At 49.2% G+C, this 20,131-nt stretch carries 17 protein-coding genes and 1 pseudogene; 6 read left to right on the top strand and 12 right to left on the bottom strand.

Annotation, left to right across the window (positions count from 1 at the left end):
* Window positions 1–53: 53 nt before the first annotated feature.
* The 6 genes and pseudogenes from N5910_RS06900 to N5910_RS06925 all read right to left on the bottom strand — a co-directional run bounded on the left by N5910_RS06900 (window position 54) and on the right by N5910_RS06925 (window position 6,051).
* Window positions 54–1,244: a chitobiase/beta-hexosaminidase C-terminal domain-containing protein gene (locus N5910_RS06900; RefSeq protein ID WP_261599462.1), complete on the bottom strand. Its 1,191-nt coding sequence runs from the start codon at window positions 1,242–1,244 to the stop codon at window positions 54–56.
* A 482-nt stretch (window positions 1,245–1,726) separates the two neighbouring features.
* Window positions 1,727–3,139, bottom strand: a complete 1,413-nt coding sequence (locus N5910_RS06905) for a lactaldehyde dehydrogenase (RefSeq protein ID WP_074359278.1) — start codon at window positions 3,137–3,139, stop codon at window positions 1,727–1,729.
* Window positions 3,140–3,149: 10 nt separating this feature from the next.
* Window positions 3,150–3,338: a class III signal peptide-containing protein gene (locus tag N5910_RS06910; protein WP_074359279.1), complete on the bottom strand. Its 189-nt coding sequence runs from the start codon at window positions 3,336–3,338 to the stop codon at window positions 3,150–3,152.
* Between the two features lie 31 nt (window positions 3,339–3,369).
* Complete coding sequence (locus N5910_RS06915) at window positions 3,370–4,311, bottom strand: type II secretion system F family protein (protein WP_074359280.1); 942 nt, start codon at window positions 4,309–4,311, stop codon at window positions 3,370–3,372.
* 256 nt (window positions 4,312–4,567) lie between these two features.
* Window positions 4,568–5,437, bottom strand: a pseudogene (locus N5910_RS06920) (M24 family metallopeptidase); the annotation flags it as partial.
* Between the two features lie 158 nt (window positions 5,438–5,595).
* A complete protein-coding gene (locus N5910_RS06925; RefSeq protein ID WP_261599464.1) occupies window positions 5,596–6,051 on the bottom strand; it encodes an HIT family protein in 456 nt (151 codons plus the stop codon).
* Between the two features lie 134 nt (window positions 6,052–6,185).
* On the opposite strand from N5910_RS06925, the gene ercA reads away from it, so the two are divergent.
* From ercA to larE, 6 genes are all read left to right on the top strand, one after another.
* The gene (ercA, locus tag N5910_RS06930; RefSeq protein WP_261599465.1) at window positions 6,186–7,316 is read left to right on the top strand and encodes an alcohol dehydrogenase-like regulatory protein ErcA; all 1,131 of its coding nucleotides are present in this window, start codon (window positions 6,186–6,188) and stop codon (window positions 7,314–7,316) included.
* Window positions 7,317–7,378: 62 nt separating this feature from the next.
* Window positions 7,379–8,482 (top strand): sensor histidine kinase, encoded by a 1,104-nt coding sequence (locus tag N5910_RS06935; RefSeq protein ID WP_074359282.1) that lies wholly within the window; start codon window positions 7,379–7,381, stop codon window positions 8,480–8,482.
* 126 nt (window positions 8,483–8,608) lie between these two features.
* Window positions 8,609–9,184, top strand: coding sequence for a site-2 protease family protein (locus tag N5910_RS06940; protein WP_074359283.1), 576 nt, complete (start codon window positions 8,609–8,611; stop codon window positions 9,182–9,184).
* A 42-nt stretch (window positions 9,185–9,226) separates the two neighbouring features.
* Window positions 9,227–10,414, top strand: a complete 1,188-nt coding sequence (locus N5910_RS06945; RefSeq protein WP_261599466.1) for a YcaO-related McrA-glycine thioamidation protein — start codon at window positions 9,227–9,229, stop codon at window positions 10,412–10,414.
* Window positions 10,415–10,628: 214 nt separating this feature from the next.
* Window positions 10,629–11,273, top strand: a complete 645-nt coding sequence (locus N5910_RS06950; protein WP_261599467.1) for a TfuA-related McrA-glycine thioamidation protein — start codon at window positions 10,629–10,631, stop codon at window positions 11,271–11,273.
* A 79-nt stretch (window positions 11,274–11,352) separates the two neighbouring features.
* Window positions 11,353–12,423, top strand: a complete 1,071-nt coding sequence (gene larE, locus N5910_RS06955; RefSeq protein ID WP_261599468.1) for an ATP-dependent sacrificial sulfur transferase LarE — start codon at window positions 11,353–11,355, stop codon at window positions 12,421–12,423.
* Between the two features lie 87 nt (window positions 12,424–12,510).
* Here the strand turns inward: larE and N5910_RS06960 are convergent, their stop codons facing one another.
* From N5910_RS06960 to carB, 6 genes are all read right to left on the bottom strand, one after another.
* Window positions 12,511–12,927, bottom strand: a complete 417-nt coding sequence (locus N5910_RS06960; protein WP_261599469.1) for a hypothetical protein — start codon at window positions 12,925–12,927, stop codon at window positions 12,511–12,513.
* The gene (locus N5910_RS06965; RefSeq protein WP_074359286.1) at window positions 12,920–13,765 is read right to left on the bottom strand and encodes a CBS domain-containing protein; all 846 of its coding nucleotides are present in this window, start codon (window positions 13,763–13,765) and stop codon (window positions 12,920–12,922) included. Before N5910_RS06965 ends, N5910_RS06960 begins: the two co-directional genes overlap by 8 nt.
* A gap of 34 nt (window positions 13,766–13,799) precedes the next feature.
* A complete protein-coding gene (locus tag N5910_RS06970) occupies window positions 13,800–14,231 on the bottom strand; it encodes a universal stress protein (protein WP_074359287.1) in 432 nt (143 codons plus the stop codon).
* A 5-nt stretch (window positions 14,232–14,236) separates the two neighbouring features.
* Entirely contained in the window at window positions 14,237–15,385 is a 1,149-nt protein-coding gene (locus tag N5910_RS06975) for an amidohydrolase family protein (RefSeq protein ID WP_074359288.1), read from the bottom strand.
* A 98-nt stretch (window positions 15,386–15,483) separates the two neighbouring features.
* Window positions 15,484–16,824, bottom strand: coding sequence for a PKD domain-containing protein (locus N5910_RS06980; protein WP_261599470.1), 1,341 nt, complete (start codon window positions 16,822–16,824; stop codon window positions 15,484–15,486).
* Between the two features lie 126 nt (window positions 16,825–16,950).
* Window positions 16,951–20,130, bottom strand: a complete 3,180-nt coding sequence (gene carB / locus N5910_RS06985) for a carbamoyl-phosphate synthase large subunit (protein WP_074359289.1) — start codon at window positions 20,128–20,130, stop codon at window positions 16,951–16,953.
* Between the last annotated feature and the right edge of the window lies 1 nt (window position 20,131).

Genomic DNA, 20,131 nt, shown 5'->3' on the forward strand with positions numbered 1-20,131 from the left:
GTGTGCAGATGATGGTTAATACATTTTCCTGAAAAAGTAAAAAAGAGTTGGGGTTAGGTCATCTGCCAGTAGGTGCTGGTCCTTTTAACGTACCTGTAGGTCCAGTAGTATCTCCACTTGTATCTCCATTTACCCATGTACCTGTACCACTTCTTGTACCACTTCTTGACCTTCACCTTAACGTAGTAGGTGAGTGTCGCTGGCTTCAGGACTGTGTATTCTACTGATGAAACGGCTGATGATGCACTGTTAGCAACTGCTATGAATTTGAGTGTTGCTGATCTGCTCAGGACGATGGGTGCCGTGTATTTATTGCTTGAAACGGTTGGTGTGGATCCATCGGTAGTGTAGTATATTGTTGAGCCTTCAGGTCCTGTGAGGGTAACGGTTACATTGTTGAGGTAGGTTCCTGATGCAGGGCTTGCAGAGGGTGCTGCTGGAATTGATGTGACGCTTACCGGTGTTAAGTCATCGACGGTGACGTTGTAGAGACCTGCAGGGAGTTCGTATGTGAATATCACTTCCCTTGTCTCACCGGTTGCGAGGTTAACAAGAGTTGTTGTGTTCTTCACTTCACCGTTAATTTTGAGTTCGGCTGTGTAGTCATCTGCAACGCCTGTATTGGTGACGTTGACTCTCACCATTACTGTGAGGGGTGCGCTGCCACTGACCGGTTCAACTTTGAGGTCTGAGAGTGAGAAGTGTGGCTGAAGGTCCACAGTTAGTTCCTCTGAAGCAAGGACTTTCACAACCTCAAGATTATCATCTACCATCCTGATGGCTGTTGAATTTGCCCTTATCTTGAAGACCTTGCCCCTAGCATTTTCAACTACAAAGAGCCATGTGTATTTCCGACCGTCCTCATTGTAGAGCTTTGCCTGTCCCTGCGGTACAAGTGCACCTTCAAATGAGCTGAGCCATGCCTGTTTTACATCTGCCAGTACTGTGTAGTTTGCGTATGGTCCATTAAGAAGATCATCTGTGTAGTACCATTTGATGTTTGCACCTGTAATGTCACCCTCGAGGATTTCAAGCATTGCATCGACTGCAATGTCCTGGGGGACATCCTGAAGCTCATCACTGTAGCTAACGTTAACGATTATCTGTTCTGGGTCAGACAGGTTCTGCTGCATCGTCAGGTTAACGGCGTTATCTGGTAGGGGCGGTACTCCATTGCCATCTCCTACCGCCGATGCACTGGAGATTCCGGCCATGAAAGCAAGTAAAACCAGCGCTGAAAGCAAAAATCTCTGGTTCAATATTTTACCTCCTTATTACTTTCAATATCTTAATGTGTAAATTTTTAATATATAAAATTTTTTAAAAATATAGAATAAAAAATTTTATATGAAATTGATTATTAATTATTGAATTTATTGATTTAAATTAATTATATTGGTGAATAAAACCATATAATTAGATAAAAATCGAATATTTTGGTTTTATACTAGTAATATAAAAATTTCAGTGTGCTCGAGTAATTAGTGTGTGTAGAGTCCAGAGAATTTTAGAAAAAATAAAGGTTTAAACAAGTAAAATAAGAGCCCATGATCTGCCTTCAGATTTCTGAGGATAATGACTGGGTGATGGAACATCGAAAACGATAAGAGAATAGAATCTAAAAATCCTTAAAAATCCTGATGCGCTGAAGCTCCAGAAATGAATCTCCGATGCAGCTTCCTCCTAAGTAAATGTGGTGAAAGTGAAGTATCAGCTCCCGGGCCCATCACCGGGTATTGAGGACTATGAGTTTGGTGCGGGTCATGTCCCTCACAGCATATTTAACGCCCTCCTTACCCATACCGCTGCATTTGAATCCCCCGAAGGGCATGTGATCAACCCTGAACGTCGACTGCTTGTTAATAAGAACAGTTCCCGCCTCGATTTCAGAGGCGAACCTCAGGGCGGTTCTTATATTATCAGTGAATACCCCTGCCTGGAGGGCGTAGCATGTGCCGTTGGCTATCCTGATGGCCTCATCAGCATCAGCAACCCTTATTATGGGTGATACCGGTCCAAAGGTTTCACTGGAAACCAAGTCCATTGATGGATTCACATGGTCAAGTACCGTGGGTTCAACAAAGTTACCCCTCCGCTTCCCGCCGCAGAGGATTTCAGCCCCTGAATCTGCTGCATCAAGTACTGCTTTCTCAACACCAATGGCAGCCTCTTCATTTATTAGGGGACCTATATCCGTCTCTGGATCCATGGGGTCCCCCTCCCTCAGACTCCTGGTCTTCTTCACAAGTTTATCAGCAAATTCATCTGCCACGTCCCTGTGGACAATGAGCCTCTTCACGGCTATACAGACCTGACCCGAATAGAGATATGAACCCCTGACTGCAGACTCAACCGCAAGGTCAACATCGGTATCATCCATAACAATAAGGGGGTCGTTGCCTCCAAGTTCAAGGGTGACCTTCTTCATAGAAGCCCTCCTTGATATGTAGCGCCCCACCTCAACGCTGCCCGTGAAGCTGATCTTATCCACAAGGGGACTGTCAATTATAACATCCCCAATCTCAGAGGCCCTCCCTGTTATAACATTAACAGCTCCAGGGGGTAAGTGTTCATTCATTATCTCAACGAGTCTCATTGCAGAGAGGGGTGCCTCAAGAGAAGGTTTAAGTACGGCGGTGTTTCCCGCCGCAAGTGCCGGTCCCACCTTGTGGATTGCAAGGTTAAGGGGATAATTGAAGGGTGTTATGGCTGCCACCACACCCAGGGGGAGCCTCACCGTGAAACCATAGAGGCCCCCTCCACCTATACCCGCATCCATGGGTATGGATTCACCGTAGAGTCTTCTGGCCTCCTCAGCACATAGAATAGCAGTTTCAACCGATCTTCGGACCTCATCCCTTGAGAAGCGTATTGGTTTTCCTGATTCAAGGGTTATCATCTCTGCAAGGGGATCCATCTGAGCCTTCAATTCATCGGCAACATCATATAGTTTATCAGATATTTTACGTGCCGACAGGCTCCTCATTGAATCTCTGGCACTGTGTGCCGCCATAATGGCGCTTTCAGCCTCAGCCCTGCCTGCAAGAGGGACCCTGTCGACGGTGCTCTCATCAAAGGGGTTGGTGACACTGAACGTATCGCTGCCGGATACCATCTCCCCGTTGATTATCATATCCAAGTCGCATCACCTAAAACTTGTTTTTAAGGCTACTGATGGAGTTGGTGACATTCTTAACATCGGAGGTCATTGCATTCTCCGCACCTGTAACATAGTTACGGTACCATACCACTGCAAAGGTTACAACAACTATGACCCCTCCAAAGAGGAGTATGAGTTCAACTGAACTCTGTCCTGATTCATCACCCCTTAAATCCATAAAAAATCCTCCTTAATTAATCAAAATGATCTCATGGTGCCATACTGCTCACGAGTGTCATTCCAAAGTTTCCAAGGACATAGAATATCCCGTAGGCAACTATTGCCAAGGGGATGGAGAACTTGACACCCTTCCTTGCACTCCCGTACATTATTATTCCTATAAGGAGTCCTGCGATGATTGAATGTATTATAATATAACCTGCTGCAGCGGTTTTAGCTGCCCCAAGCATGGGGTTCGGCTGCCCTATGGACTCCATGAACCCTGAATACACCATTATCATCCCGAGGGCAAAGGGAGCTGCGATTATGGCGGCAACAACCAGAAACATTACTGACATCATCACATTAGCCTTCCTCTCCCTTTTAAGGGCCAGCACAGCCCTCAGGTCCTCTGCAACCGTCTCGATGACATCTGAAAGACTTCCTCCTGCCCTCCTGCCCTCAAGGATCATCCTGAAGGTCCTGTCAAGGTTTTTTGATTTCAGACGTTCACTCATTGAGAGTATGGCATCATCAAAGGTTCTTCCAATCTTTATCTCAATAACAGCCCTCTTGAGTTCATCATAGAGGGGTCCCTCCCCCTGCTTTGATACGTCCTCAAGGGCTGTTTCAAGGCCCACACCTGCCCTAAGGAGGGATGCTATCTGCCTTAAAAAGTCGGGTGTGCCCTGTTCAATGGCATCAATACGTCGCTCCATCATTATAAATATGTATGCCCCAAGAAGGATAGATGGTGTGAAGAAACCAATTAAAACTGCCAGGATTACATTTAAGCCAAGGACAGCCGCTGCAACGGATCCAAGAATTGCAAATAACACCCCACCAAGAAAAGCCAGTGTTATAACATCAGATGCCTTAACATAGAGCCCCGTCCTTATAAGTATCTCCTGCACGCTTATAAGGAACTTGTCAGGGATTATACTCTCAAAGGCATCACTTACCGGTTTTAACGCGCTGGGTAATACAGCCATCTTTCCACCATTTCTCCATGTTTCAGTTTAATGTTCTGTTCACCCTATTATTTATATGGTGATGTCCGCACAGCAAGGAAGATTAATACAGAAGCACCTGTAATGTGATGATCCGTGCAAGATAAGGAAGATTGCGGACAGGAAACGCTCAAATCCAGTTATAGTCTGGCAGCCTGTTTATGACCTCAGCACCATTTCCAACCACAACCATGTCCTCCATCCTAACCCCGAATTCACCGGGAAGGTATATGCCGGGTTCCACCGTAACTACCATGCCCTTCCTGATAACCGTTTTATCCCCGGGAGCCAGTGATGGTTTTTCATGGACCTCGAGACCAACTCCATGACCAGTTGAATGTATAAAGTTCTCCAGGTAACCGTAATCCTCCATAACACTCCTTACGGCCCTGTCAACTTCACATGCCCTGACACCATCCTTTATTGTCCTTAAACCCTCCTTTTTGGCCTCAACCACTATTTCAAGTATTTCCTGTTCCCTTTCAGTCCATGCAGCCGTCCTTGTTGTGTCTGAATGGTAGCCCTTGTAAACAGCACCCCAGTCTAGGAGTAACGGTGACCCTGCTGGTTCACCCGTCGGAGTGGCATGTGGTATGCTTGACCTCGCCCCTGAAGTCACAACAGTATCGAAGGACGCCCCCTCTGACCCTTCAAGCCTCATCAGGTACTCGAGTTTCGCTGCAATGGATGATTCTGAACCCTCAATTTCAAGTTCCTTCAGGGCCTCCTCGGCAATCTGAAGCGCCCTCCTGATATTCCCTATCTCATCCCTGTCCTTTATCATCCTGAGCTCCGATACAACGTCATCCACTTCAAATGACCCTATGCCAAGGCTCTTCATGAGCCCAACCGTCATTGATGGCTCCACAACCAGATCCTCTGTGTCAGCAAGAACCTCCCTCAGGTCACCCATCCTACTGAAGGTCCTCACCTCAACGGTTGAGTTTTCAGTGGCGGCCTCGCGGTCCATCTCATTTACAAGGAGGAATGGTTCATCCTCCAGGATCAGGATGGATAGTGATGAGGGCATGAAACCCGTCAGGTAGTAAATGTTCTCCCTTTTTGTTATGATGTGTTTACCACCTTCGGTGGATTTATTCAGTGCCATTTCAATCCTGTTCAAGGTATCACCTCTAAATACCAGGGATATGACCCGGTTGAATGCCTGCTGGATCTACCGCCCTGATTAAGGTATAAAGGTCCTAGAGGCCATTGAGGTTATTGTAGACCTCAAATCTACTCTAACCTGATCACTATAAACCTGGTTTACCCTCTAAGAGCATCCTTCAGTGCGCTTTCAAGTTTATCCATCACAGCCTCACTCACGCGCCCTACAATGGGAAGTGGTATGTGGCCAAAGTCAGGGTCAGTGAAACATTCACCTGCAAAATGCACCGGTCTGCTGTAGCGTGGTATGAAATGCCAGTGTACTTCAGGGTCAGGTTCCGGGTCCCTGAAGGCCGAATTCTTAAAGCAGCTCCAGTTAAAGAGGTCCGGACTGAAAAGCATCCTTAATGCAGCTTCAAGCATCCTCAGGGCTGATGAGAAATCATTCCATTCGGCCCTGTCGAGTTCCGAGAGGTCCCTGCACTTTCTCTTCAGTGCAAGGACACATGTCCCAAGGTACCTCTGACTCGGGGCAAGGTATATTATCCAGTGCCCTGTCCTGAGGATTTCACGGCCATAGTAGCCATCAATACCACAGTATTCACAGAAGCTCATTCTAAACACCAGCAGTCAAGGTTTATATCATCAGGAGTACACTAATGTATATTACCGTTAGTTGTTTATATCATCAAGAGAGTATTATACGTATAGGGATGCCCTTCAGTGGTCGCCTCCAGCTGGTGTTAACCATGGAACTTAGAAAGTTCGTGACAAGCGAATTCGTCTTCAGGAACGGGGCAAGGTTCCTTGCAGGAAGATACGCCTCAAATCTTGGAGGCGAACATGTTTTCATAGTAACAGACCCCGGCATAATGGATACCGGGCTTCTTGATGACCTGAAATCCAGTATGGATGATGAGGGTCTTGAATACTCTGTTTATCATGAGGTCACACCGAACCCCAGGGACCATGAGGTTATGAAGGGCGCCGAGGTCTTTGAGGCAGAGGAATGTGACATCATCGTTGCCCTTGGAGGAGGGAGCCCCATTGACTGTGCAAAGGCGATAGGTGCGGTTGCATCCAACGGTATGCATGTAAGGGAGTTTGAGGGTGTTGATATGATCCCTGTCCCATCAGCACCGGTGATATGTATACCAACAACTGCAGGTACCGGTGCCGATGTATCCCAGTTTGCAATCATAATGGATACAGAGAGAAGTGTCAAGATGGCCATAATAAGCAAGACAATGGTCCCTGACGCCGCCCTCATAGACCCCGAGACAACGGTGACCATGGACAGGGAGCTGACCGCTGCAACTGGAATGGATGCCCTCGCCCATGCAGTGGAGGCCTACGTATCCAATGCAAGCTTCCATATAACAGACCTGAACGCCCTTGACTCCATAGGGATCATAAACAGGTGCTTGCCCGTCGCGGTGTCTGAACCCAAAAACCTTGATGTCCGTGAATCCATGATGCTTGCAAGCCTCGAGGCGGGCCTCGCGTTTTCAAATGCCAGCCTCGGACTGCTTCATGCCATGGCTCACAGCCTTGGAGGTAAACTCGACATTGCCCATGGGGAGGCCAACGCACTCCTCCTTGAACATGTGATGGACTTCAACTTTCCTGCTGCCAAGGAGAAGTACTCAAAAATCGCAGGGGCCCTCGGCCTCGAAAGCGCATCAAGGGATGAACTCACAGGCTACATACGTAAATTCAGGGAGGACATCGGGATCGGCAAGACCCTCTCTGATCTTGGTGTGACACCCGATGAGATCCCTGAACTTGCAGAAACCTCAATGAATGACCCCTGCATTGTCACAAATCCCATGAAGCCCAGGGTGGAAGATGTTGAGGAGATATTCAGAAGGGCCCTTTAACATTGTCACTAAAAAGTCCCGTCCGCGAGAACGGGGTAGTTCACTATAAATGGTGTGTATTGATGCCTGGAAAGGACTGGGAAGAACTCCGGAGGAGGATAATAGGCTTCGGTGAGAAGTCAATAAGGAAGAGTTATTACCCCCGACTTCAGGAGTCCCTTGCAGAACTTGAAAGATTCAGGAAGCTCCTTGACTGTACAGACGACGCCATATTCCTTGTTAAAACCCCCACAGGTGAACTTGCAGATGCAAACCGTTCAGCCTGTGAGAGGTTGGGGTACTCAAGAAAGGACCTCCCCGGACACACCATCCATGATCTTCTACCCGAAGGGTTTCACAGTGAATTCTCAAGGATCCTCCAGGGTGAAGATAAAAAACTGAAACTCGATGGGGCTCTCAGAAAAAGAAACGGTGAGGAAATCCCGGTTGAAATAGGAATGGATATGGTGGACTTCAGGGGCGAGAGATACGCTGTCCTTGTTGCCAGAGACATAACCGAGAGGCTTGAAATGGAGAAAAAGCTCAGAAGGTCCCTCAGGGAAAAGGAAATCCTACTCAGCGAGGTGCACCACAGGGTCAAGAACAACCTCCAGATAATATCAAGCCTCCTGAGCCTCCAGGCACATAACATGCATGACCGGACATGCAGGGCGCTTCTTGGCGAGAGTCAGAACAGAATAAGGTCAATGGCACTCATACATGAGCAGCTCTACAGGTCAGGAGACTTCAGTGCAATAGACTTCAGTTCATATGCCTCTGAACTTATCCGGAACCTCAGGAAGTCCTATTCAACCGATAAGAACATTGAATTTTCACTTGAAATCGATAAGATAAACCTTAACCTTGAAACCGCCATCCCCCTTGGCCTTATACTTAGCGAACTCATAACTAATTCCCTGAAACATGCCTTCAAGGGTATGGATGGTGGTCTTATCACCGTCAGATTCACCCGGGAGGACCTGTATTATGTCCTTGAAGTGGTGGACAACGGTACCGGTTTCAGGGAGGAAGGCCTCAGAAACAGTGACTCCCTGGGATTCAAGCTCGTTGAAATTTTAACAGATCAGCTTGATGGGACCCTTAAGGTCTCGGGTGAAGGCGGCGGCTACTTCAGGATAAAATTCAGGGGTCCGGTTTACAGGAACCGGATGGATATGGAGCCATAGGAAACCCCATGAAGTCGGCATGATTCCGGTTGCAGCACCGCACACCAAAAGGCCATGAACAAAAAACTCCCATGAAACATCACCGGTAGAAACCATTATAAGTGGAGGGCTGGGTTATATAAGAGTATGGTCAGATTCAGCAGAGGGGAACTCAGGGACATCCTGGTTTCCATGATTGTGATTGCCGGAGTATTTGCCTATGTTTTCTCAGGGAGGAATATCCAGGCCACGGTAATCCTGTTACCTGTAACCGTCTTAACCGTGGGGCTTGGATTCGTCCTCCATGAAATCGCCCACAAGCTGACGGCTATACATTACGGGTTCTGGGCCGAGTACAGACTGTGGGTTGAGGGACTTATACTTGCAGTTGTAACAGCCTACTTCGGATTTGTATTCGCAGCCCCCGGTGCCGTCTACATACATGGGAACTACATTGAGAGGGATGTTAACGGTAAGATATCAATTGCAGGGCCCCTGACAAACATAGCCCTCGCAATCATATTCCTTATGGCATCATCGGTACTCCCCGGCCCCCTTGGCTATGTGGCGATGCTCGGCTATGCTGTTAACAGTTTCCTGGCATTATTCAACCTGATACCCATCGCGGTCCTTGACGGTGCAAAGGTCTTCAGGTGGAACCCCCTCATATGGCTCGCTGCAGCTGCAGCCGCATTTACGCTCACATTTAACAGCATGTTCTAGAATGGAGCTGGATACAATCTTAGCATGACCCAGAGTGATAGGATGTTCAGGGATATTCCTGTTAAATATGTTGGATGCACGCACCGTGCCCTTAAACCCGCCGAGACCGTGCAGGAGTTTAAGGATAAACTACCGGCAATAGGCGTCACGAGGATAACCGAGATAACCCACCTTGACAGGGTTGGTATACCGGTATTCTCTGCAATAAGGCCCACTGCAGAGGAGGGGGCGGTTAGCATATACGCGGGTAAGGGTGCCACAAGAAACCAGGCAAGGGCATCTGCCATAATGGAGGCCTTTGAAAGGTACTCTGCAGAGAGAAAAAAAGGGGATAGGACCATCCTCGCCCATCAGGATGAGGCTGAAAACTGCATAGACCCATCTTCACTCATACTCCCAGGGGGCAGTGCCCCTGACCATGAAATTGAATGGATTGAAGCTGAAAACATTGAAACAATGGAGAGGGTCCTTGTACCCGCAAATGCTGTCTTCCACCCCTACAACCCGCCAGTGGATGGGATCGGTCTTTTCAGGTCAAACACCAATGGTCTTGCCTCAGGGAACTTCACCGAGGAGGCTGTTTTTCATGGACTGATGGAAGTGATTGAGAGGGACGCATGGAGCATCTTTGAAGCCAGAAGGGGGCCTAAGATAGAAATTGACTGTTCAGGGACCGATAATGACATCATAGCCGGGCTTCTTGAAAGATTTGAGAGGGCGGAGATAGAGGTAACCCTCCTGGACCTTACATCAGATACATGTATTGCCACCGTGGCTGCAGTTGCAGATGATGTTAAACTAAGGGACCCGGCGCTCCTCACAATGGGTGTCGGGACGCACCTTGACCCTGAGGTTGCCGTTATAAGGGCCCTTACAGAGGTCGCCCAGAGCAGGGCCACCCAGATACACGGGACCCGTGAGGACACCGTAAGGGCCGTTTTCATGAGGAGGGCAGGGTATGAGCGCATGAAACGCCTTAACCGGCACTGGTTCAGGGAGGCCGATGAAACCATCGGAATCTGTGATATGGAGGACCTCTCAACAAGATCCTTCAGAAGGGACCTTGAGGTGACCCTTGAAAGGCTCAGAAGGGTGGGGCTCAGGGACGTCCTCTTTACGGACCTTACAAGGGATGTGGGTGTTCCAGTGGTTCGTGTAATAGTACCCGGCCTTGAGGTGTTCTCTGTTGACCCTGAACGTGCCGGTCCCCGGTTAAGGTCGGCTCTATGAAGCCTCCATTATCACCACCAGGAGAGGCCCATTGAACAGGGCCACACTCCACAGCCACGATCAATTTACGCGGATCATCACAAGCGAAGGACTCAGAGAACAAAACCCACACACACCTTTATGGGCCCTAATGGATCATCACGCGCATCATAGGTCATGTTCAACTTACTAGAAGAGTTAATGATTAAACCTGAAAAAGGAGGGCTGATCCCTCATGAAGAGAAGGATAATCATCTTCACAGGCCCCTCACTTTCCCATGCCGAGGCATCAGAGATCCTCAGGGCCGACTACAGGCCCCCTGTGAGGAGGGGTGATGTTACAGATGCTCTTTCTGATTCTCCGGATATAATTGGAATTATAGACGGTGTTTTCCATCAGAGCCCTGCTGTGGGGCACAGGGAGATCATTGAGGCCCTGCAGAGTGGTGTTACGGTTGTTGGCGGTGCGAGTATGGGTGCCCTCAGGGCCTCTGAGCTGAGTGAACTTGGAATGATAGGGGTGGGGCGCGTATTCAGGGCATACCTTTCAGGGGAGATTGAATCAGATGATGATGTTGCGGTTGCCTTTGACCCCGAAACCCTTGAGCCACTATCTGATTCCCTTGTGAGCATGGATTACAACTTCAGACGTGCCCTCAGGAAGGGTCTGATATCCAGAGAGGGTTACAAAAGACTGATTACCACTGCGAAGAACCTCTTCTATCCCCTCAGGAACTACAGGAGGGTGCTGAATGATTCTGAGATGGAGGAAGGGAAGAAGGATGCGCTCTCCGAGTTCATTAAAGGGGAGGGTGTCGATATCAAAAGGGAGGACGCCCTTGAAGTTATAGGTTACATCAGGAAACTCCTAAGAGGTTAACCGTGATGGTTACACGAACAGGTTCTCATGAGCTGCATGGAAAGATTTCTCCTGCCATAACCTAAGTAATGTGATGTCCATGGAACTTGATGAAAAGATTGGAAGGGTTAAAGAATCCCTTAGGGGGAGGCGTGTTGCCGTTGGATTTTCAGGGGGAGCCGACAGCACGGCGCTCCTTGATATTGCAGCGGGAGTCGCAGAGGAGGTGGTTGCATTCACCGTTGATACCGGTGTCATGCCCCGGGGCTTTACTGAAAGGGCCTCAGAAATCGCAGCCAGGATAGGGGTCCCCCATAAAATCATAGAACTTAACCTCCTTGATAACCGGGAATTCCGTGAAAACAGTGCGAAAAGGTGCTTTGTCTGTAAAAACATCATATACAGTTCCATAATGAGTGAAGCGCATGCCATGGGCCTGGATGTTGTTGTGGACGGGACAACCGTAAGTGACATGTTCGAGGACCGGCCCGGGGTTCTTGTGAACCACCTGCTTGGAATAGAAAGCCCCCTTCTAAATGCAGGGATGAAGAGGAGCGACGTCCTGGAGTACCTTAAACTGAGGGGGCTTGATTACTCGGAGAACACGACATGCCTTGCAACGAGGATAAATACAGGTGAGGAGATAACCCCCGAGAAGATAAACAGGGTTTCATATGCTGAGAGTCTTATAGGGAGCATCTCAGATGCCGGGGCCGTGAGGGTGCGCCATGACGGGAACAGTGCGGTCATCCAGGTAGAGGACCCTGAAGGCCTCCTGAATAAGAACATCCTCAGGCACATTGAGGGTGAACTCAGGGCAATCGGATTTGAAAGGGTTCTGCTGGACCTTTCAGGTTACAGTAAGGGGGAGGAGGAGCTTGTCCTCTACAGGCCATGCCGTGAGGCGGATTCAAGGATAATGTTTGAGGTTAAACTCCCCTACCCGATTGATGTGAAGGAAACCTGCAGCAGCCTCGAATCCATGAAGCCGAGGTGTTCAGAGAAGATGGGGGTCATCATGCTTAACCTTGACGGCAGGAACGTGACCATCTTCAGGAACGGTAAGATAGTCTCAAGGAATGTTAAGGACAGGGAAGATGCAGAGGACGTCCTCCTTAAAGTCCTGCCGCATATAATAAGAAGACTTGATGACAGCAGTCCCGTTACTTAATCATGATCTGCAGAGAAAACTGATGACACATGCAAGAAAATCCTCAGACCACAGACAATAAACCGACGAAAACAAAAAAGAAAATCCTCAGATAACCCTGATTATATTCTCATCAGTCCTTCTTCTGAATGCCGTTATCCTCTTTAGAAAACCCCTTGAATCCTCGCCCATAAGAAGGAGGTCGCCTGAGACCTCAAAGGGCACTCCATCAGCGCTTACCCCATTGAAGATTATCTCAACCTCATTTGAATCATCAGGGATGTCATTCGTCCTCAGGGTGTATTCAATGAGGAGTTCATCATGTGGCATCACATCATACACCGTCTTCTTAAGTGTGGATTCAACCACATCCAGCACCGTTTCAATAACAGGAAGGTTGTTCCACCATGCGTAGGCCAGTAGAGGCTTCAGGTGTATTTCATTTATGGAGACCTCACCCTGGTTCCTGGCAGCCACCGTGAGGAGGTCCCCTGATGCCTTGAGGTGTACCCGCTGGTCAGTCATTTCCATCAATCAGGGCTTTTATAAGGTCACTGGCCCTTGCAAGGCCCACGAGGTCACCCTCATAGTCTATGATCGGTATCTGTTCAATGTTCCTCCTCTTCATCTTCTCTGCGCAGGAGGTTACCGTTGTTGATGTGGTTGCCGTGACAATATCTGTGGTTGCAACCTCCCTGACCTCCTTATCAGGGAACCTGAGCTGATTCTTTATAACGTAGAGGACGTTCTTGCTGTCCCATGACCAGCGGTCGCCCTCGGTACCCACTGAGGTGTTGTGGACGGTGCTTTCCGAGACTACTTCACTCTCATTTATGAAGTCCGTCTCTGTAAGGACCCCTGAGAGTTTACCCTGACTGTTAAGGGTCAGGAGGACCTTTAACCTGAAGTACCTCATTATCTCAAAGGCCACGCTGAGGGGTGTCCTGTCCCATGTCGTTGGAATGTTCCGTGTCATGTAATCCTCAACAGGGTCAGATATATCCATCTCTGCTATGGCACCGGCAACAAGGTCGTAGCTTGTGACAATACCCACCAGTTTAGATCCATCAACCACCAGGACCCTGCGGATGTTGTTCTCAAGCATCCTCCTGGCAGCTACCCTGACGTCATCATCAGGGGATACCGTTATGGGGTTCCTTGTCATTATGAGGGCTATCTGCTCCTCATCAGGATTCTCAACAAGGTCCGTCCTTGTTATTATACCCACAAGTTCCTCCGTGCCCTTCTTAACAACTGGAAGTCCTGATATGTTCTCCTTCCTCATCAGTTCAAGGGCTGTTGAACGGTTCCCTGGAACGGTTACATAGTGTATTTTCTCTGACATTATCTCCTTTACAAGCATGATCAACACCGGTGATGATCCATAAAAAAAGTTTTTAGTGAACAACGAGAACAGGGCACCCTGCAGACCTTACAACCTTCTCAGCCACGCTTCCAAGGAGGAACCTGTCAAGTCCGTGTTTGCCTGATGTCCCCATAACAACAAGGTCCACCTCTTCCTTCTCTATGGTCCTGAGTATGGCGTCTGCGGGTGAACCCTCATCTGTCCTCAGGGTTATCTTCACACCTGCTCCTGATTTCTCCACAAGTTTCTTAACGGCTTCAAGGGATCTGGAGGCTTCCTCCTCAAGCATTTCCTTAAGGCGTACTATAAGGTCGTCTGCCGGGAGACTCACCAGTGATGATGTCTCCATGACTGTTAAAGCAATTATTTCAGCTCCGCTTTTTCTGGCAATCCATATCGCATGTTCCGCGGCTTTGTTGGCATGTTTTGAGCCATCGGTTGGGAGCAGGATTTTACTGTACATAGAACTCACCTCTTAACTAATTTACCTTTTATTATTAAATATATTATATTTTTCGATTCAGTCCTGTTGATGAGGGAGAGATAGGGGTTAGCTGATGGTTTCTCGGTGACCATTATGTCTGCCTGGAAGCCCTCCTCCAGGCACCCTGTCCCTGTCAGTTTGCGCGCATTTGAAGTGGCCATCCTGAGGACCTCCACCGGCGGGAAGTACTCGCCGGTGATGCCCCTTGTAACCCTCAGGGTGTACTCCATCTCCCTGAAGAGGTCGGGTGAGGTGAACATTACGTTATCCGTGCCTAGGAGGAGGTTTATACCCATCTCATGCATCCTCTTTACAGGGGGGATCCCTGCCGCCAGTGCACCGTTGGACCGGGGGCATATCACAACGTCTGCCCCGCTGGACCTGACAAGTTCAAGGTCATCCCTCATTGGGTGTGTGAGGTGGACGAGGAGTCTGAAGCCTGCCCTGAGGGCCCTTTCAACCTCGGTCATCCCTGTCTCTTCAAGGGAGCGTATCTGGGATTTCCTGTGTTCCGCCACGTGTATGGATGCTATTTTACCCCTTCTCCTGCATTCTTCAGTGATTATCATTGCCGTCTCATCGGTGATCTCACCCATCCCGCTTGGCGCTATTCCATCGGCAACCCACAAGATCCTCCGGACCCTCCTCCTCACCTCCTCGGGTGATGCATCTTCATCAAAGATTACAGGGTCCCTGCCGAGTATGAGCCCCTTCACTGGACTGGGGTCCGTGGCCCGCCTTATGGCCTCAACACCCCCGATGCCGCCTTCCCTGTAGTCCACGAAGGCGGATGTGCCATGGTCCATCATGAAGTCCACTGAGGACCCCATGGCCCCCTCAAGTTCATCGGGTGTGCTTGACTCCAGTATCCTGTGTTTGATGCCATCAGGGGGTCTTACTATCTCATCGAGTGGTCTTCCATCCCCTTCGTCCATTGCAACCGTATCACCAAGGTGTACGTGGGAATTCACAAGTGCAGGTGCCACTATAAGGCCCGATGCATCTATTCTGTCCCTGCAGGGGATCCTTTCAGATGTTATTTCCTTTATTACACCATCCTCTATTACCATGTTGCCCCTTTCGGGTTTCAGGTGGGGGCCCCTCAGGATGGTGCCGTTCTCAATGACAAGCATGATGACCTATATGTTGGGGGCTCTATTAACAGTTTCCAGTATATGATGGGTGCGGAAAAAACAGAAACTGATTAAGAAATTAATAAAAAAAAGGATTATTAGAAGGTCCTTATGTTGTTTGTCTCTGACTTCTCAGGGACCCTGTTAAAGTAGTCCACCTTAACCGTGCCCCGCCGGTATCCGTAGTATGTCTTAAGTGTTACGCTGGCCCCAGGGGTGAGTGTTCCCGTGTATAACTGTTTATAGTTCCTTGTGGAGTATTTACCGTACCATACACGGGTGTAGAAGTTCCTTGCCGTGTCTGTTCCCTGATTCCTTACTGTGATGTAGAGCGTGCTTCCTGATTTCCTGACACCGGTGACTACAAGGTCCGGCCTGGGATATCCGACCTTAACCGTCTTCCTTTTACCTGATATGACTCCTTTGCTGTCTGTTACTGTAAGGGTTACCGTGTAGTAGCCCTCCCTTGCATAGGTGTGCGTTACCGTGGATCCTGTGGCTGTTGAGCCGTCACCGAACTTCCATTTAAGTGTGATATCGTCGCTGTCCGGGTCGTATGCTGCTGACTGGAATGTTAATGTCCTGATACTTGTTGAACCTGAGTAGGCGTATGTGAAGTCACATACCGGTGGCCGGTTATCGGTGAAGTTCGGCCTTGTCTTTGTGGCGTACCATTCCTCTGCAGCCGCATCATCATAGCTTGTGGTCTGGTTTGCCCTCGGAAATGTACCGTTCCAGTCACCTACAAATGCAGCGTATCCATGTTCATTGCGCCATACCCTTGTTCCATTGTAGACTGAGCTGTTATTGATAACCTCCCAGTTCCTCTGGTTGGCCTCCTGGAAGTTTGCTGCTCCATTGAGGAAGTCGTAGATTATCTCTGCGCCGTCCCATGCAGTCGCATAATAGTTGGCTCCTGAACCCATGAACATCCTTGAGAAGTGGTATATTGTCTCTACTGGATTTTTAACCTCGTATTCATCAACCCATCCCGTTGAGAAGCATGCATGGAGCAGTATCACAGGTATGCCATCCTTGAATGGGGCATAGAATGATGTGTTCCCGACTCGCATCATCTCACCGTCTCCCCATATGTAGCCGTCTGATGCCACAAGGGAGAAGGGTGGGCTTGCATCTCCTCCATTATCATCATAGTTTCCCTTCATGTAACCGCCGTGCCCCGCGTATATCACGGCATCAGCACCGTACATGCCCTTGAGTATATTCTTTACGGTTGCACTGCCATTATAAAGTTCAAGTACCTGGTATCCCTTATTTTTAAGGGTTGTTGCAACCTTCCTGGCCTCATCGTAAGCTTCGCCCATGTCTGAACGACTATTGGCTATTATAAGTATGTGGGCCTCTGCCAGTGGTAATGTGATTATAGAAGAGAGTATGAATACTGCGAGGACTATTTTTCCATATCGTATATGCTTCACCGATCACCCATATAATGTCACATTATATTAAGTTTTCATGGGGAGTTTGTGTAGCACATCACAGTTTCTGTAAAGTTAAAAAAAAGTAAAAATATATATGGCCTTCCTGCCTGTTAGATGGGTCCATCAGCTACCATGGTATTCCCCAAGGGATTTGACCGTTATCCTTCCAAGGCGAACAGCCTCAATTGCGTTTAAGGCCGCCCTTGCACCTGCAAGTGTCGTTACGTAGGGTATTCCAAGTTCAACGGCCATCCTCCTTATCAGGTAACCGTCATCGGCTGACTGTTTACCTGATGGTGTGTTGATTATGAGGCCAACCTCACCCCTGAGTATGGCGTCCCTTATGTTGGGTGACCCCTGGCTGACCTTCCTCACGACCTCAATATCGGCAACACCCTCAACTGCCCTTGCAGTGCCCCTGGTGGCCATGATCTTAAAGCCAAGCTCATGGGCCTTCCTTACAATATCCTCGATCTTATCTTTATCCTGGTCCCTAACACTGATGAACACCTTGCCCTCTGTAAGGAGGTCCATGCCTGCTGAGAGCTGGGACTTGTAGTAGGCTATCCCGAAGTTCTCATCTATCCCCATGCTCTCACCCGTGGATTTCATCTCAGGGCCCAGGACGGAGTCGACGCCCGGGAGCTTTATGAACGGGAAAACAGATTCCTTGACTGCAACGTGTTCCACCGTGCCTTCACCTGTAAGTCCAAGTTCCCTGAGGGTTGAACCCATCATGAGCCTTGCGGCCATCTTTGCAAGGGGCACACCGGTTGCCTTGCTCACAAAGGGAACCGTACGGCTTGCCCTGGGGTTGGCCTCCAGTATGTAAACCGACGGGTCAGAGCCAGGTTTAACGGCATACTGGATGTTTATAAGGCCCACCACATCCAGTTCAAGGGCCAGCCTCCTTGTGTAGTCCTTTATGGTTTCAATTATATCCTCAGGGATTGTCTGGGGCGGTATTACGCATGCCGAGTCACCTGAATGGACGCCCGCCTCCTCTATGTGCTCCATTATACCCCCAATGTAGACGTCCCTGCCATCTGCAAGGGCATCAACATCAACCTCTATGGCATCCTCAAGGAACTTGTCCACTAGTATGGGGTGCTCCGGGGAAACCCTCACAGCCTCCTTCATGTACTCCTCAAGTTCACCCTCATCGTAAACTATCTCCATGGCCCTTCCGCCAAGTACATAGGAGGGCCTCACCAGGACAGGGTAACCTATGCGCTCAGCCACCTCCCTGGCGTCTTCAAAGGACTTTGCGATTCCATAGGGGGCCTGGGGTATGCCGAGCTTATCAAGGACCTTTGTGAACCTTTCACGGTCCTCAACCCTGTCTATGCTCTCATGGGGGGTTCCAAGTATCCTCACACCCTCCCCTGCAAGCGGCACCGCCAGGTTGATGGATGTCTGGCCGCCGAACTGGACAACAACGCCTTCAGGTTTCTCCTTCTCTATGATGGCCATGACGTCTTCAAGTGTCAGGGGCTCGAAGTAAAGCTTGGCGGATATATCATAATCGGTACTCACTGTCTCCGGGTTGTTGTTAACCATTATGGCCTCATAGCCATCATCCCTCAGGGCCATTGCGGCGTGGACACAGCAGTAGTCGAATTCTATCCCCTGACCTATCCTTATGGGTCCGGAACCTATTATAATGACCTTCTTCCTGTCTGAAACCTCCACCTCATCCTCAAGGTCATAGCATCCGTAGTAGTAGGGTGTTCTGGCCTCGAACTCTGCAGCGCACGTGTCCACCATCTTATAAACGGGTTTTATATTATTTTTGAGTCTCAGGGACCTTATTTCAGACTCATCCATCCCTGTGATGCGTGCAAGGTTTGAATCTGAAAAACCGAGCCTCTTTGCCTTCAGCAGGACCCTTGGATCTGTGATGGATTCCCTGTTAAGGCCGGATTCGAATTCTGCGATGTTCCTTATCTTCTCGAGGAAGAACCTGTCGATGCTGGTTACCTCGTGTATCTCATCAACACTCATCCCGTCCCTGAGGGCGGTGTAGATCTGGAAGAGCCTGAGGTCAGTTGGTGTTTTAAGGTCATCCATGGTGTAGGGCACCCTGACGAAGCCATCAGCACCCACATCAAGGGACCTTATGGCCTTGTTAAGGGACTCCTCAAGGGTCCTGCCTATGGCCATGACCTCCCCTGTTGACTTCATCTGAACCCCTATCTCCCTGCTTATCCCCTTGAACTTGTCAAAGGGCCAGCGGGGTATCTTTGTCACGATATAATCAATTGTGGGTTCGAATGATGCTGGGGTTTCCTTTGTTATATCATTCTGTATCTCATCAAGGGTCATTCCCACCGCTATCTTGGCGGCTATCTTTGCTATCGGGTACCCTGTTGCCTTTGATGCCAGGGCACTGCTCCTGCTGACCCTCGGGTTAACCTCTATAACCTTGTATTCGCCGGTCTCCGGGTGGACAGCGAACTGTATGTTGCAGCCCCCCTCAATACCCAGGGCCCTTATGATCTTTATGGTCGCATCCCTGAGCCGCTGGTTGTCCTCATCGCTTAGGGTCTGGGCCGGTGCAACCACGATGCTTTCCCCTGTATGTATACCCATGGGGTCGATGTTCTCCATGTTACAGACTATTATGCAGGTGTCGTTGCGGTCCCTCATAACCTCGTATTCGAACTCCTTCCAGCCAAGGACGGACTGGTCTATGAGGACCTGGTTGATGAAGCTCATCTCCAGGCCCCTTGTTGCTATCTCAACGAGTTCTTCACGGTTATGGGCAACCCCCCCGCCTGTACCTCCCAGGGTGAAGGCGGGCCTCACGATGACAGGGTATCCTATCTCCTCAACCGCCTCAAAGGCCTCTTCAACTGAATTAACAGCCCTTGCTGCGGGTACTGGTTCGTCCAGTTTCTTCATGAAGCTGTCGAAGAGGTCACGGTCCTCAACGTTCCTTATTGTTTCAATGGATGAACCTATAACCCTTACACCCTCAAGGGCCCCTATCTCTGCAAGTCCCGTTGCAACGTTGAGGCCTGTCTGGCCCCCCATGGTCGGGAGTATGGCGTCGGGTTTTTCCCTTTCAATTATCTTTGCAACGATCTCAGGTGTGAGGGGTTCAATGTAGACCCTGTCAGCCATATCCATATCGGTCTGGATTGTGGCAGGGTTTGAGTTAACGAGTACCGTCTCTATTCCCTCCTCCCTGAGAGACTTGCATGCCTGAGAACCTGAGTAGTCAAATTCTGCTGCCTGCCCTATCTGTATAGGGCCTGATCCTATGATAAGTACCTTGTTGATGCTTTCATCCCGCGGCATT

The sequence above is a fragment of the Methanothermobacter wolfeii genome, assembly GCF_025397995.1.
GTDB lineage: Archaea > Methanobacteriota > Methanobacteria > Methanobacteriales > Methanothermobacteraceae > Methanothermobacter > Methanothermobacter wolfei.

What these genes read in the sequence shown, in the direction of transcription:
- N5910_RS06910 (WP_074359279.1), bottom strand. Translation starts at nt 3,338, where the DNA reads ATGGATTTAAGGGGTGATGAATCAGGACAGAGTTCAGTTGAACTCATA.
- larE (WP_261599468.1), top strand. Translation starts at nt 11,353, where the DNA reads ATGGAACTTGATGAAAAGATTGGAAGGGTTAAAGAATCCCTTAGGGGG.
- carB (WP_074359289.1), bottom strand. Translation starts at nt 20,130, where the DNA reads ATGCCGCGGGATGAAAGCATCAACAAGGTACTTATCATAGGATCAGGC.
- N5910_RS06970 (WP_074359287.1), bottom strand. Translation starts at nt 14,231, where the DNA reads ATGTACAGTAAAATCCTGCTCCCAACCGATGGCTCAAAACATGCCAAC.
- N5910_RS06915 (WP_074359280.1), bottom strand. Translation starts at nt 4,311, where the DNA reads ATGGCTGTATTACCCAGCGCGTTAAAACCGGTAAGTGATGCCTTTGAG.
- N5910_RS06925 (WP_261599464.1), bottom strand. Translation starts at nt 6,051, where the DNA reads ATGAGCTTCTGTGAATACTGTGGTATTGATGGCTACTATGGCCGTGAA.
- N5910_RS06950 (WP_261599467.1), top strand. Translation starts at nt 10,629, where the DNA reads ATGAAGAGAAGGATAATCATCTTCACAGGCCCCTCACTTTCCCATGCC.
- N5910_RS06965 (WP_074359286.1), bottom strand. Translation starts at nt 13,765, where the DNA reads ATGCTTGTAAAGGAGATAATGTCAGAGAAAATACACTATGTAACCGTT.
- N5910_RS06945 (WP_261599466.1), top strand. Translation starts at nt 9,227, where the DNA reads ATGTTCAGGGATATTCCTGTTAAATATGTTGGATGCACGCACCGTGCC.
- N5910_RS06960 (WP_261599469.1), bottom strand. Translation starts at nt 12,927, where the DNA reads ATGACTGACCAGCGGGTACACCTCAAGGCATCAGGGGACCTCCTCACG.
- N5910_RS06935 (WP_074359282.1), top strand. Translation starts at nt 7,379, where the DNA reads ATGCCTGGAAAGGACTGGGAAGAACTCCGGAGGAGGATAATAGGCTTC.
- ercA (WP_261599465.1), top strand. Translation starts at nt 6,186, where the DNA reads ATGGAACTTAGAAAGTTCGTGACAAGCGAATTCGTCTTCAGGAACGGG.
- N5910_RS06975 (WP_074359288.1), bottom strand. Translation starts at nt 15,385, where the DNA reads ATGCTTGTCATTGAGAACGGCACCATCCTGAGGGGCCCCCACCTGAAA.
- N5910_RS06940 (WP_074359283.1), top strand. Translation starts at nt 8,609, where the DNA reads ATGGTCAGATTCAGCAGAGGGGAACTCAGGGACATCCTGGTTTCCATG.